Raw genomic sequence first — 15,087 nt, forward strand, 5'->3', positions numbered from 1 at the left:
TGTACTCGTAAATTAGCATGTAGACTATGAATATAAATAAATCTTCTTAATCCATTTTTGTTATAAACAAAATAGCGGTAGCTCAGACTAAGAACTACCACTACAAATAATTGAGAGAAAGACAAGAGTAGTTTCCTCATTTAGTCTTCTTTTACGTTTGCATATTTAACAAATCTTTTAATTGTGTCAATCATATAGTTCAACTTATCCTCAGTCATTCCTGGATAAACACCTATCCAGAAGCTTTGATTCATAGCAAAATTAGTATTGTTTAAATCTCCGATTTGTCTGTAGCCCCTTTGCTCCTCTCTCATTAAATCAAAACAAGGATGCATGATCAGATTACCTGCAAAAAGCATTCTGGTCTGGACATTGTGCTCTTCTAGAAATTTAACTATATCTTCTCTTGTAAAATGCGCATCTTCTCTTACCCCGATTAGAAAACCGAACCAACTAGGCTCAGAATTTCTAGTAGGCTCAGGCAAAAGCAACACATCGCTCAATGGCTGAAGCTGTTCTCTTAAATAATTCCAATTATTGATTCTTGCTGATATAAATGAATCTAGTTTCTCCAATTGTGCACAGCCAATCGCTGCCTGCATATCTGTTATTTTTAAATTGTAACCAAAATGAGAATAAACATATTTATGATCATATCCAAAAGGTAATTGGCCATGCTGACCGTTAAATCTATTACAGCATGTATTATCCATACCCGATGGACAATAACAATCCCTTCCCCAATCCCTTAATGATTGAATAATTTTAGATAATAAATGATTATTTGTATAAACAGCTCCCCCTTCACCCATAGTCATGTGATGAGGAGGATAAAAACTGGAGGTTCCTATATCACCTATCGTTCCAGTCAACTTCAATTCTCCATCAATATAATATTTAGAGCCTAAAGCATCGCAGTTATCCTCAATAAGCCATAATCGGTGTTCAACGCACCATTTCTTCAACTCGCCTAGATCAAATGGATTTCCTAACGTATGTGCAATCATGACTGCTTTTGTTTTTTCACTTAAGGCTTCATTTAATTGAGTACAATCAATATTGTATTCAGGTAGAGTAATATCTACAAATACTGGAACTGCTCCATATTGAATGATCGGAGCCACAGTAGTGGGAAATCCTGCTGCGACAGTTATCACTTCATCTCCAGGTAATATTCTTCTTTCTTTAAGTAATGGAGAAGTAAGAGACATAAATGCCAACAAGTTAGCACTTGATCCAGAATTACACGTGTAGCAATGTTTCACACTCAAGAAACGAGCAAATTGTTTCTCGAACTGTTTGGTATACCTTCCTGATGTTAACCAAAATTCCAGACTCGAATCCATGAGGTTCATCATTTCATTTTCATCATAGACTCGCCCAGCATAATCAATACGTTGGGACTCAAAGTCTTGTATACTATCTTCGTTTTTCTTTGTCTGATAGTACTCTTTGGTTAATTGCAGGATTTCCATCTTAATTTGATCACTATTCTTCAAATCACTGCTCTCCTAACTATTGTTATTTAGACCAACAATACCATCTACCAACTATGCCGGTAATAACATTGGAAGGATCTAGCTCATTAAGTAACCTTACCTCTTGATCATTTGTTGCACATACAGCAAATATTCCATCGTCAGCAAGCATACTTTTGATTTTTTTTAGACTTTGTGGCTTACTCATGATCCGCTCAATGTTGCTTTCTAACAAAATATAATCATAGACAATATCATTTGTTGTATCAATTATATCCTTTTCGACTACTATAACTTGTTCGGTAAACGTTCTTAAATCAGACTCATAGCGTTTATCTTCTATCCAATAACACAAATTAATACTTTTTAGGCCTGCCTCTTTATAAACATTTTTTATTTTAAGTGGACTTGAGCCAAATCCTGAATTAATACCCAGAATATTAATGTGTTCTGATAATTTAATGTTTAGTGATTGTATAAATGTATCATCATAACAAAAGCCCGTACTCCAAGCATCTATACCATGTCGTTCTATAAATAAGTTGCGACTTTTTTCGAGAGTATTATCTTTTACTTGAGCTTCTTTAAGAGTCACACTCCCAAAGTGATGGCAGTAACAGTCTTTAGCTAAAATCATTTTGTATCCTGCATGTCTTAAACGTATGGCTAGTGAGTCGTCACTAAACTCTCCATAAACAAAGTACTTATCATGACCCCCTACCCCTTGAGATGAAAGTGCAACATCACTCCTATAGAAAGTAAGAGGGTTAACTAATCTCGTTCTTTCTTCCCATCGAGCTGAGTCAGATTTATTATTTTGTTTTGCAAACAGATGCATCTCTTCAAGTGTTGAGTATTGGGCTGGGATAGTTTGAAAATTTGAAACATTAGGTGTGGTTGGTACTACCATTGCAATTGTAGGATCAGATTGTATACAACTAATTAAATTATCTAAATATCCTTCAGTAACAATTACATCATTGGAAATAACCAACAAATACTCACCCTCAAAAATTCTATTTATAGCACCTGCTACAATATTTAACGAATTCTCCTTAAGCGTAAATATTTTACTTGGAGAAAGCGATTCAAAAAATTCAGAGGTTCCATCGGTAGAACCGTTATTTATAAGAACTAATTCATAATCAATATAATTAGGAGTATATTTAAGTACACTTTGGATACATTGTTGTGTATACTCGAGTTTGTTATAAGCAATAACAGCGATAGACACTTTATACTTAAATACCCCTGTCTCCAAACTTTTATCTATATAATGATTTGCAGTTAGCTTGACAAATTCATCTTTATAATGAAGGATTTCTTTTTCCTTATTACCAAATATGCTTGTGAAATAATAAAAATCATAATAAAAATCTTGTAATATTGGGATAAGCTCAAACTCAATTTTACCGATTAGTCTCTCTGATCTTGTACGAGCCAGTTTTAATATATTTTCGATAGAGTATAATAAATTCTCACAACTAATTGTCCCTGAGATGTGAGGTATTTCTACTTTTAAAATATGAAGTGTAGGAATAATAGACTCCACCACACTTTTTATACCTAGAGAAACTGTTTCCAACTGTACATAATCCCTCTTAGATGCACAATCCTTTAGATGCACAGCCACTTCATTTAAAGTGTTGATTATTTCCAGTACTTGGTCTATCATTCCTTGTTTCTTATCTTGCATTGTTACCCTTCCCATCCGTATACTACTCACCAATAAATTATGATGCAGCTATTGAGTATACTAAATATATAGTATTATCATTTCACCGAATTGGTACGTTAAAGTACTGTTGCGCCGTGCATTCTAATTTCACTCTCTGTTTGAGTTCCAGTTTTCCTAAGCGATTACGTATGACTACAGAATCATCTGGAACTTCTGTATCATATAAAGTGGCTCCCGCTCCAATAGATACTCTATCTCCGATTTTTTTATTCCCTATTATTGACGCACCTGCTCCAAGGAATAGACCTTTTCCTAAATTCGGAGCAGGGTTCCCCTCATCATCAAATCCAGTATTGATAGTTACATTTTGAAGAACCACTAAAAAATCGGAGTAATTCGCTTTTCCTAAAACAGAACCTACAGGATGTCCAAGTAAAAAAATATCGGGCAATTGTACATTGTAAGTAAAAAAAACACTATTTAAAAGTTTGTTTAACATAACCATCTTGTCACATATCGGTTTATTTTGTGATATTTTCCACAAGCTATTAGATAAATAATATATAAATTGACTATATTGATCTGAATGAAGATGCGAAAAACAGGCTTTGCCCTCTTTTGTATATCCGATCGATGTAATTTTTTCAAAACAATACTCTGTTCGCTCTAATGCTAGATTCATTGCTGAATCAATGTCACTTCCACCAAAATGATATCCATCCGGGAAGAAATGTTTAAGTTGGGAGCCTATATAATTCTTCAGTTCAGATTTTGATAACGAAAGAAACATATCCTCAAAAACTCCCTCTTATAGTGATCTAATTATTCTATATTAGGATTACAGAACTGCATAACAAACGGTATCAGCAAAGGTCGCCGTGTGATGACGAATGAAGATTCTATATCCTGGGACTATTTTCTTCAAGTACAAAGGTATCTCCCAAAGATCTGAGGCCTTATGGTAGATGCTTATAGCACATTTAGGTTTATTCAAGGTTATAAGCTCCTTCCCTCCTCTAAGTGCAGCCATTTCACTACCCTCAATATCCATTTTCAGAAAAGTAATTGCAGTCCCATCTAAGTGCTCGTCTAATCGCACAACTTTACCTTCTATACTCCCTGTACCATTAATCGTAGTAGCACCTAAATTAGAAAAGTATTTTATATTCTCAGATTTGTCTGCTACCCCAAAATTATATAGTTGGGTTTTGGCTTTGAATTCCTCATTTTTCTTATTAACTACATTTGATAAAATACTATAATTTGATGTATCTAATTCATAACAAATATATTTATTGCATTTGTCTGAGTTTTTCTGTTCCATAAAAGACTCTAGCGTATCTCCGATATATGCACCACAATCCACAAAAACTTCTCCTTCTTCTATTTGGATAAGGTCGTCGGGGAAATACTGCGGACTACTTTCTATAGTGCTATAATCTATACCAGTTAGTATTTCTTCACTTTCTAACATTGTAACGAGCTTATGGTAGAGCACTTTCTTCGAAAACTGATCCTCCATAATGTCAAAAAGTTCACTGATCTTGCTTATTAAAATGTTCTTATCTATTAAAAAAATATCACTGGATAAAATACGCAGAGTTTCGAGAGAATTAGTAAGAATTGGATCAATATTTAGCTTTTTAAGCTGATCAGCAATTGTATTTTTTGTACCCAAGGAGATTAGCACTTTAACATTTTCACCAAGCTCCTGAAGTTCAGAAGTAGGACGACAGACTTTACCATCAACAACTTCTTTGCCCCACTTTTTAGAATCATTGTCACAAAAAAAGTCTACATTAATATTATTATTTTTCAAGTACCAATATACTTGTTTTCCCACCGCTCCAGCTCCAAAAAGGCAAATCTGGCTTTCGGGTCGATTCGTAAATTCCAAGAGTTGAGCAATTAAGCTTTTCAGTTCAGATTCAGCAATATCAAGTCTTAAATTTATTAAATTGACAGCTTTTTCTTTATAACTCACCTTAAAACCCCACTTTTAGGAATTATGTTTATATTTGTTTCTTCTATGGCGTATAGTACTGTCTCCGCATAAAAATCTTCATGATGTCTTATAAAAAACTTATAATTCGGATTTATTTCTCTTATATACTTGAATATATCAAGATAGTCAGAAGGCTTATGATAAATGCATATAGCAAGAGAAGGAGAGTATTTAATTATTGTATCTTTTGAACCTTTTAGCGCTTCCAACTCAGTTCCTTCTATATCCATTTTTATAAATGTTACCTCTTCTGTTATAAATTCATCCACTGAAGTAACTTCGATAATGTCATCACCATCTTCAGTGATTTTCCCACCGCCGTCCATTACTTTTGTTTTATTAAATCTCATACTCTTCGGTTTTGAGAAAAGGCCTTTATTTATATATTTTATCTTTGGGTTACTTGAGATTAATTTAGCTTCTTCTAAAAGTGCTATATCAGGCTCAAATAAGTAGTAACTCTTGAATAAACTGTGTAATGTCAGGAACTGTTTAAGAGTATCACCATTATACCCACCCGCGTCTACAAGTACAGCGTCTGGATTTATAGATACAACATCTCCAAAATACTGTAGTTTAGTATCGTATTGGAATGTGTATCTAATATCAAAAGTTAATCGAAAAAACATGTTATTTAGAAAATTTAGTCTAGAACGTTCATCTTCCAGACAAAAGTACATTGCCTTATAATCTTCAACATTATCTAGCAAATGAACTGATAGACTTTCAAAACATTGATCATAAAAATCTTCTGGGAAAATTACTGGTTTCATAATTTCTTTAACATGGTAATACATAATTATATGTTTACAATTCATCAGTGTAGCTCTGTTATAGATTTCCTTTCCATACCGTAATGAAGCAATAATTAACACGTCATTCTCAGAAAAATTCATATTTTCTGGGGAGATTGTGTTGTTAATACTATTATTCTTATCAATTAACTTAATATTTTTATAACCATTATTTTCCATTTCTTCATAAATTCTATTTCCAATTTTTCCAGCAGGCCAAATATATACCATCTTGCCTTCACATATATTTTTTAATGCTTCTGTAGCATGCGAATTTTCCTTTATCTTGTCTATAGTAGCATTTCTATCTAGTAGCTTTAAAAAATTTTCATAATTCACTTCTAACACAGCCATCACCTACTTCCTTGTTAACTAAACTCGACTTAGTGTAAGCTATAATTACTTACTCTCGGTACACTTAAACTACAAATTAATTCACATGGTATTTCCACCTATTTTTTGAATACCTTCTCTAAAAGTTGTTATTGGTTTCCATCCGAGTTCAGTTTTAAATTTATTCACATTTGCTTTTAGTTGCACAATATTTTTACCTTTCCCTGCATCTGCATTAAAAATCAAATTAGAGTCTGGGCTTATTAGATCTCTAATCTCTAGAATAAAGTCCTTTAGACGACGGTTATCCCCTGATGCTAAATTGTACAATCCTTCTTTTTTTTGTTCACCTATTAAATATAAAGCGTTCGCAGCATCATCCAGGTATAAAAAATCCCAAAATTGTTCCCCACTTGTAAGTTCAGGGGTCTTCCCATCACTAAAACATTTAAATAAATACGAAATTAACGTATTAGGATTATCTCCTTCTCCGTAAACACTAAATACTCTTACCCAAGTTAATAAAATTCCTATTTGCTGAGCTAAGCAATTCAAAATTTGGTAGCAAGCAAGTTTAGATGCACCATATGCAGTATTAGGATTTGTAGGAGTACTTTCATTTATCTCCTTGTTACATATCCCATATTCAGCTTGGGAGCCAGTAACAATAAACTGCTTAGCGCCTAGTTGACTAGCTACTTGCATTGCTTCCACAGTCTGCCCAATGTTCTTCATCTGACCTGAAAAATCATTTCTCTCGCCTTCCCATGCAAGATGATAGAACACATCCACGTTCTTTACGTAGTCTACCAATTTTGATATATTTTTCATGTCCATCTCAATAATTTGGATACCTTCAATGCCATCTAATCGTTTAAGTCTTTTAGAATTTGCTCTTACAAGCACGTATACAAAAATTCCTTTCCTCAATAACTCTGATAATAGACCAAAACCCAAAAAACCTGTCCCGCCAGTTAAAACAGCTGTCTCCATCAGAAACATACCTCATTAATGTAATTTTGGATAGCTTGCTCAGTTACTCCAATATCGACAAACTTCTTTTGCGTGGATTCTTCATATTTCCATTTCAGGGCCTCAACAAATAATCTTGCACTATTTCCAGTTCCAAAATAACTTGAAGATATTTTGTGGGAGTCAATTTGATCAATACAAGTTAGTATCGATTCACTTTGACCATCGGTATGCTGAACATTTCTTAGATAAGATTTATGATATCTTCCCTGCTGCCTGCTTCCCAAATCAATCGCCGGTAATCCATATACACAAGCTTCACGTATCCCTGCACTTGAATTACCAATTATAAATTGAGCATGTTTTAGCAAAGATAAAAAATCTTCAAACGGTAAAGAGCGGAACAACTTGTATCTTTCATGTACTTTATATTTTTCAATTTCATTAATAATGATATCACTACCTGAATCATTGTTTGGATAAATAATAATATAGTTATTTTTGCTTTTTTCTGTAGCTAGCATTAGTTGTTGAATATGATATTCAATCGTAGATAATTCTGTTGTCACAGGATGATATATAAGAATTGCATATTTCTGAAAATCAATTTTGTGCATTTGTTTAACAACGTCAATCGAAGGCAACTGAGATGAAAGCATAACATCTATATCAGGTGAACCAACAACAAAAATATTCTCTTCTTTTTCTCCAAGCTGAAGAATTCTTAATTTACATTCATAGTTAGCAACAAAATGAAACTGCGCCATCTTACTAATAGAATGTCGGATCGCTTCATCAACCGTGCCGGTCACCTCTCCGCCTTCTACATGTGCAACTAAAATATTATTCAACATTCCTGATATTGCTCCTGCTAAAGCTTCAACTCGATCCCCATGAACTACAAGTAGATCTGGCTTCACGTTTTGTAAATATACATTTAAATCAATTAATGTATTCGCAAGATCTATATCCATATTCCCACTATGATTTATTGCTGATGCACAGTGTACATTTTCAAAATCATCGTCTAACACCGTTTGATAAGTGTACCCAAATTTTTCTAGCAAATGCATTCCACAAACATATACAAACACATTAAAAATCTTCTGTGCTTCATTAATAAGTGGTTTCAATTTCCCATAATCTGCTCTCGTACCGGTTATGAAGACAATTTTTTCAATTTTATTCTTTTTCACAATTATTCTACCATTCTCCAAGAAATATGCGTGTCTGCTTTAATATCAACTTTGGCTATTTTTCCAATAAGATTCTCGTAATCAATAGCTTTAATTTCACCAGTTCCTGGTCGTTTAACCCATACATTCTCACTCGTGAACGCTTGGCCAGCAGCAATATTGGCAATAGATACTACAGTTGCAAAGGCAAAATCAATAGTCACTTGTTCCTCGGCTAAAGCAACTTTTTCACCACCACGCATCTGAAACACTTCTTTAGAAGCATCTAATAGCTTTTTCAGCTCATTTTCATCCATTGAACATATAATATCGTTTCCTGTTCGATCCATTGTGTCAGTAAAGTGTCTTTCTACTACTGAAGCTCCTAATGCCATAGCAGCAATGCAGGCATTGTTATTTGTAGTATGATCGGATAAACCAAAAGGTACACCAAATTCTCTCAATTGGGTCATGGCGCCCAGCCGAACAAACTTAGCAGGTGTTGGATACAAATTAGTGGTATGAAGTAAAGCAAATTTACAATCATTTCGAGTAAGTATTTCAACAGTCCGTTTTATTGAATCCATGTTATTCATTCCTGTTGATATAATCATAGGGCGTTGCATTTTCGAAATTAACTCAATTAAAGGATAATTATTCATTTCTCCAGAACCAATTTTAAAAGCGGACACGCCAAACTTTTCTAACCTCAGAGCTGCTGCTCTACTGAACGGAGTACTTAAAAATACCATCCCTTTAGATTGAACATACTGCATCAACTCCCGTTCTTCGCCCTCGTCTAAGGCACACTCTTTCATAACTTCATATATTGACTTCTCCGAATTCCCAGGGATTACGTTTTTGGCCTCACTGCTCATTTCATCTTCAATAATATGAGTTTGATGCTTTAATATTTTCGCCCCTGCTCTATGAGCAGCATCTACGATCTCAAAGGCAACATCGAGATTTCCATTGTGGTTAATTCCCATTTCAGGAATAACTAGAGGCTGATGTGTCTCGCCAATTTTAAGATTTTCAATTGAGAAATTTACCATAATTTAAATACTCCTCTTCAGATAAAAATGGAGATAGGTCATCAATTGGTGGAGAGTACATACTCCCATCCGGTAATTTTTTACTCATTACTTTTGGTTCAATTGGCTGCTGTGTGTCCTGAATGACTTCCAGAAGTCCATATGATTCCAACCCAAGCAACCAGTCCAACCCATCACTTACTTCCTCATGCGTTGATATTTTCTTGAAAGGCATTCCGTAAGCAAAACTGATCTTCTCAAAGCTTGGAAAACTAATCCCACTATCGTTAGTACAACCAGCCAGAGCCCCTCCAAAGAAATTAGTCTGAGTTTGCACAATTGCCTGATATCCATAATTATTAAAAATAATAAATTTCACAGGTAAATTATTATGAATAATTGTTTGTATTTCTTGAATATTCATCTGGAAACTACCATCCCCAGTAGCACATAATACTGTTTTTCCTGAAGCAATCGCAGCACCAATAGCAGCTGGTATATCGTAGCCCATAGTACCACAGTTTACACTCCCGAAAAGACGCTGTCCTCTTTTTGAAATACCCATCTGCAGAACAGATACACATGCGCAACTGTTACCCACAACTGTAATGTTATCATCCGGCGCCTTTTCCAACAGTTCGGTTGCTAAAAAATATGGATTAATTAAGCCACGGTCAACAATCTCAGGTGCCAGCATAAACTTCTCTTTAAGAGTTCCACAGTATTTTAACCATGCATCTTTGGGCGTAAGTTCTCTCTGAAGCAAATTGTTTAATTTAATAGCTACCTCGGATAAATCTGCATGAATAGGATACTCTATTTTTATCGTATCCTTTTTAAGTTCTTCGGCATCTATATCAACTATAATTTTTTCGGCTTTTGGAGCAAATGCCGGAAAATTAAACCCTGTTTGTTTGAATGACATTCTTGCACCTAATGAAACGACCAAATCAGCATTTTGAATAATAAAGTTTCCCGTTCTACCACCAAATACACCGAAGTTACCAAAGTACAATGGATATGAATTCTCGAAGATGTCTGCAATACTAGTAGGGCACAAGACAGGAATCTTGAGTTTAGATACAAGTTCGTATATTTCAGCTAAGCAACTAGACTGTCTAACTGCAGAGCCCAAAATTAACACAGGCGCTTGAGCTTTTTCTATTTTGCCTAAGATAAAATCAATATCACTATCTGTGCAATTATTTTCTTCGCTAACTGTAAATCCTATTAACTCTGATTCATCAATCATAGCACCCTGGATATCCAGCGGAATATCAATCCAGCATGGTCCTTTACGGCCACTAGTAGCCTCATAAATAGCTTTTTCAACATGATATCTAATTTCATTCGGGTTACTTACCATTACAGCATACTTTGTCATCGGTCTCACGGAATCAACAATGTTAAACTCCTGCTCTCCAAATTGTCTCAAGTTAAGACCGGTACTCTCAACGGTAGTCGCATATCTTGTCTGCCCTGAAATGACTAACATAGGGATTGAATCCAACCACGAACACAATACTCCCGTAATTGCATTTGTCCCCCCTGGTCCAGTAGTAACACATGTAACTGCCATTTTATTATGAATGCGAGCATAGCCTTCAGCAGCAATTGCACAACCTTGTTCATGATGATTATATATACAATTGATATCTTCATGTCTTCCAAATGCATCATTTAGATGCATCGCTCCTCCCCCTACTACGGAAAACACGCTTGTAATTCCATTCTCAACCAACTTTTTTGCTATATAATCGGCAACTCTTATTTTCACTTTAGTTCCCCTCTCTTAATTAAACAAAATACTCTTTAACTTGTTTCATTGTTACTGTATCGCAATTATCTCCGTTGACAAAAGCTTTGTACCACTCCACAGTTTTATGCACAGACTGGTCGGTGTTAAATAAGGGTTTCCAATTCAATACAGCATGAGCTTTCGAACAGTCCAATTTTAGAGTCTCTGTCTCATGAGGACCTTCAATTGCATTAGATACCCAACCTATTCCGTTTCCCCACGCCTCACAAAACTTACTAACTAACATACTTGTATTAACAATTTCGTTGTTATCTGGCCCAAAATTGTAGCTTCCCTCATATTTCAACTTATCTTCATATTGTTTTTGTGCTAGTAATACGTAACCTGCAAGACAATCTAACACGTGTTGATAAGGTCTAACAGAGTAAGGGTTTCTGATATGAATAGTTTTGTTGTTCTGAACAGCTCTTACACAGTCAGGAATAATTCTATCTTTAGAGAAGTCTCCTCCACCAATAACATTACCAGAACGGGCAGTTGAAACAGCTGCTGTATCATCATCTATAAAATAGGAATTTTTATAACTAAATGTAACTAACTCACTACAAGACTTACTATTTGAATATGGGTCATGTCCACATAGACGGTCATTTTCTCTATATCCCCATAAGGATTCTTGATTTTCATATACCTTGTCTGTTGTAATATTCACAAAAGAACGAACAGATTTGCTTTTTCTTACACATTCCAACAAATTTACAGTACCCATTATATTAATATCAAATGTAGATACCGGATCCATATATGATTCCCTTACTATAGGCTGAGCAGCTAGGTGAAAAATAATATCAGGTTTTGATTCATTAAAGGTCATTTGAAGACGTTGCATGTCTCGTATATCCCCGAAATATGAATCTACATTTTTTGAGATTCCAATAAGATTATATATATTATTCTTTTCTGATGCCTCTAGTGAATAACCAGTTACGTTAGCTCCAGCATTCAACAATATACTTGACAACCATGCACCTTTAAAACCAGTATGTCCTGTGACAAGGACATTTTTCCCTTTCCAAAATGAACGATGTTCGATTGAACTCACCAAACCTTCCAAGGAGCATCACCATTTTTCCAAAGTGACTCCATATAAGCTTTGTCTCTAACTGTATCCATAGGACTCCAAAAACCGTGATGTCTATATGCAGCTAATTTACCTATCTCTGCTATTTTCTCGAGAGGCTCTCTTTCCCATATAGTGGAGTCACCATCAATATATTCAAAAATTTTAGGTTCACATACAAAAAAACCACCGTTGACCCAACCAACATCACCTTTTGGTTTCTCTTTAAAAGAGCTAATCATATTCCCTTCCTCAATATCTATAGCTCCGAATCTGCCTGATGGTTGAACAGCAGTCAAAGTTACAATCGATTGACTATTTCGATGAAATTTAATTAACTCTGGTATATTTACATCTGCAAGTCCATCACCATAGGTTAACAAAAAAGGCTCCGAGCCAATAAACTTCTCGATCTTCTTTATTCTCCCGGCAGTCTGCGTGTCTAGGCCAGTATCAACAACTGTGACACGCCAAGGCTCAGCCTTATTTGAATGAATTTCCATTTCTCCGCCTTCACGAAAATCAAATGTAACATCTGAAGTATGCAAAAAATAATTCGCAAAATACTCTTTTATTATGTTGGCTTTGTAACCACAGCAGATTATAAAATCGTGAAAACCATAAGATGAATAACATTTCATAATGTGATGGAGAATAGGATATTCACCAATTTCAACCATCGGTTTAGGTCTGAATATAGATTCTTCACTTATCCTCGTACCGTACCCTCCAGCTAAAATCACCACTTTCATCCCTTCGCACTCTCCTAACCATTAGAATTGTTAATTTTTATTACGTCAGCGAAAGGAAAGCGTTGAGAAATCTCCCTTTCCAAAGTCTCCAGACTAACCAAATCATTAACTTTTTCTAAATATCTCCTACTTCTTTCAAAATAACTATATTCTGAACCCAAATTGAGTAGTTTTGAATATAGTAACTGCGCATCTTCCAAATAATTATTACGTAGACACAAATCACCTAATAGACAAAGGACTTCAATGCTATTAGGCTTCTGTTTCATGGTATCAATCAACATATCAATAGCAAGTTCATCGAAACCATAATCACTTAAAACCTTGCATATCTTAAGCTGTATATTTGGTTCAGCCTTAATTAACTTTTCCACGAGTATCTGAAAATGCTCAAACTCCTGTAAAATAACCATTTGACGACAAACTTCTATTAATAGTTCTTCCAAAAAAGAGGTTAATACATATCTATCATTATCAACATTAATTAATCTTTCTAAAGTACGCTTTTCCTTATTACTTAGATTCAATTTATTCTTAATAATGGTTAAATGGGAAGTGTTCTTCAGAAGAAATGAAAGAAGTAATAAATCCTGTGCATTTTCACTTTCTATATCTACTATCTCACCCCAGAGCAAATCAGCTTCCATATACTTCTTAGCATAAATTTTAGAAGTAGCCAGTACATTAGGCTGTACTTGTATATTATAAGTTGTAAGATAATATTCTAATAAAGGGATCCTACTACCATACATGATATCTAATAATTTTTGTAGATCATCTACACTTTTTAATGAATAGTACTGATGAATTCCCTTCTCAGTTTCCTCTAGACTCTTATTCAACCTAGCCATTAAATTTAAATATTGTTGGATGGCTGGAGTGAAGTTCTTCTTTAACTCTAGTACCACTTCAACTTCTCTAAGACTGCTTTCTAATTGGCCAATCTCCGCATAAAGTTCAGATAATCTCATGTGGGCCATATAGCCGCCACTACCCTCGGTTACAAGTGAACCTTGATCGCCGAGTTCTATGCATTCAATAAAGCACCTTTCAGCTTCACGGTAGTATTCAAATTTGTGGTATATCATTCCTAAAATAAATCTCATCTCAGTTTCTTTCTGAAATAATACCACTGCATCAGTAAGTATCGCCAATGCATCCTCTTTGTTATTATTTTCTGCCAACGCGTAAGCCAGTTTTGTCAGCAACTCTGGAAGGAAGAGCCTGTCTCTACTTAATGGATATGCTTTTTTAAAAAACTCTACAGCTTTATCATACTCTTGCATTCCGAAATAGGTTTTCCCCATATTGTATAGATTATAGGCTGTAGGATTTTCTTCTACTTCAAGTTCCATTAAAGGTAGGTTTCGCTTTTGCTTATCTTTGTCAAGCATTCTATCATCAGTATAGCCATCATGACTAATTGCACATTCTGATTCGCCCATTGTATATTCTCTAGTCCCATTAAGAATAGTTAAATGTTCATGCAATCTATTCTCATATTTTAAAGAAATATCATTCTTAAATAATCTAATTGCTGTGAAAGTAAAGTTCCTACCTAGAGATATTTCATTCCTGATTTTCAGCAAATAATAATCATGATTAGTTTCTAATTCTTTTTGCATATCTCCCTTAACTTCCAGATATTCATCAGCATCTAATACTAATATATAGTCAGAAGTTGCATATTTAAGTGATTCATTTCTTGCAGCCGAAAAGTCATCTATCCATTCAAAGAAATAAATTTTATCTGTATATTTACGAGCAATTTGTAGAGTGTTATCGGTTGATCCTGTATCTACTATAATAATTTCATCCACGAGATCCTTGACGCTGTCCAAACAACGATTGAGTACTTGCTCCTCATTTTTGACAATCATACATAACGATACTGTTTTGCTCATAGGTGTCCTCTCATCTCTAATAGTCTTATATTATATGTCGGAAAATGTAATGCCTTTTGTTAGTCAAAATAGGATCTAAATAA

The 15,087-nt window shown here is 34.6% G+C and carries 12 protein-coding genes; all 12 read right to left on the minus strand.

What is annotated here, in order from left to right; all coding sequences use genetic code 11:
• Nucleotides 1–140: 140 nt before the first annotated feature.
• Nucleotides 141–1,499 (minus strand): lipopolysaccharide biosynthesis protein RfbH, encoded by a 1,359-nt coding sequence (rfbH, locus tag J2T16_RS13605; RefSeq protein WP_499018493.1) that lies wholly within the window; start codon nt 1,497–1,499, stop codon nt 141–143.
• Nucleotides 1,500–1,521: 22 nt separating this feature from the next.
• Nucleotides 1,522–3,174, minus strand: a complete 1,653-nt coding sequence (locus J2T16_RS13610) for a glycosyltransferase family 2 protein (protein WP_499018495.1) — start codon at nt 3,172–3,174, stop codon at nt 1,522–1,524.
• Between the two features lie 82 nt (nt 3,175–3,256).
• Nucleotides 3,257–3,946 carry an LbetaH domain-containing protein gene (locus tag J2T16_RS13615; protein ID WP_499018496.1) on the minus strand — a complete coding sequence of 230 codons (690 nt, stop codon included), beginning with the start codon at nt 3,944–3,946 and terminating at the stop codon, nt 3,257–3,259.
• 48 nt (nt 3,947–3,994) lie between these two features.
• Nucleotides 3,995–5,140, minus strand: coding sequence for an FkbM family methyltransferase (locus J2T16_RS13620; RefSeq protein WP_499018498.1), 1,146 nt, complete (start codon nt 5,138–5,140; stop codon nt 3,995–3,997).
• Nucleotides 5,137–6,309 (minus strand): FkbM family methyltransferase, encoded by a 1,173-nt coding sequence (locus tag J2T16_RS13625; protein WP_499018499.1) that lies wholly within the window; start codon nt 6,307–6,309, stop codon nt 5,137–5,139. Before J2T16_RS13625 ends, J2T16_RS13620 begins: the two co-directional genes overlap by 4 nt.
• A gap of 81 nt (nt 6,310–6,390) precedes the next feature.
• Entirely contained in the window at nt 6,391–7,281 is an 891-nt protein-coding gene (locus tag J2T16_RS13630) for an NAD-dependent epimerase/dehydratase family protein (RefSeq protein ID WP_499018500.1), read from the minus strand.
• Nucleotides 7,281–8,456 (minus strand): UDP-N-acetylglucosamine 2-epimerase, encoded by a 1,176-nt coding sequence (gene neuC, locus J2T16_RS13635; RefSeq protein ID WP_499018502.1) that lies wholly within the window; start codon nt 8,454–8,456, stop codon nt 7,281–7,283. The genes J2T16_RS13630 and neuC overlap by 1 nt, the downstream gene beginning before the upstream one ends.
• 2 nt (nt 8,457–8,458) lie before the next feature.
• Nucleotides 8,459–9,490 carry an N-acetylneuraminate synthase family protein gene (locus J2T16_RS13640; RefSeq protein ID WP_499018503.1) on the minus strand — a complete coding sequence of 344 codons (1,032 nt, stop codon included), beginning with the start codon at nt 9,488–9,490 and terminating at the stop codon, nt 8,459–8,461.
• Nucleotides 9,471–11,246, minus strand: a complete 1,776-nt coding sequence (locus J2T16_RS13645; protein WP_499018504.1) for a thiamine pyrophosphate-binding protein — start codon at nt 11,244–11,246, stop codon at nt 9,471–9,473. The genes J2T16_RS13640 and J2T16_RS13645 overlap by 20 nt, the downstream gene beginning before the upstream one ends.
• Before the next feature lie 19 nt (nt 11,247–11,265).
• Nucleotides 11,266–12,342: a CDP-glucose 4,6-dehydratase gene (gene rfbG, locus J2T16_RS13650; protein WP_499018505.1), complete on the minus strand. Its 1,077-nt coding sequence runs from the start codon at nt 12,340–12,342 to the stop codon at nt 11,266–11,268.
• The gene (gene rfbF / locus J2T16_RS13655; RefSeq protein ID WP_499018506.1) at nt 12,327–13,100 is read right to left on the minus strand and encodes a glucose-1-phosphate cytidylyltransferase; all 774 of its coding nucleotides are present in this window, start codon (nt 13,098–13,100) and stop codon (nt 12,327–12,329) included. Before rfbF ends, rfbG begins: the two co-directional genes overlap by 16 nt.
• A 14-nt stretch (nt 13,101–13,114) precedes the next feature.
• Nucleotides 13,115–15,004, minus strand: coding sequence for a glycosyltransferase (locus tag J2T16_RS13660; RefSeq protein ID WP_499018508.1), 1,890 nt, complete (start codon nt 15,002–15,004; stop codon nt 13,115–13,117).
• Nucleotides 15,005–15,087: the final 83 nt, after the last annotated feature.

It is taken from the genome of Paenibacillus intestini, from assembly GCF_030803945.1.
Lineage (GTDB): Bacteria > Bacillota > Bacilli > Paenibacillales > Paenibacillaceae > Paenibacillus > Paenibacillus polysaccharolyticus.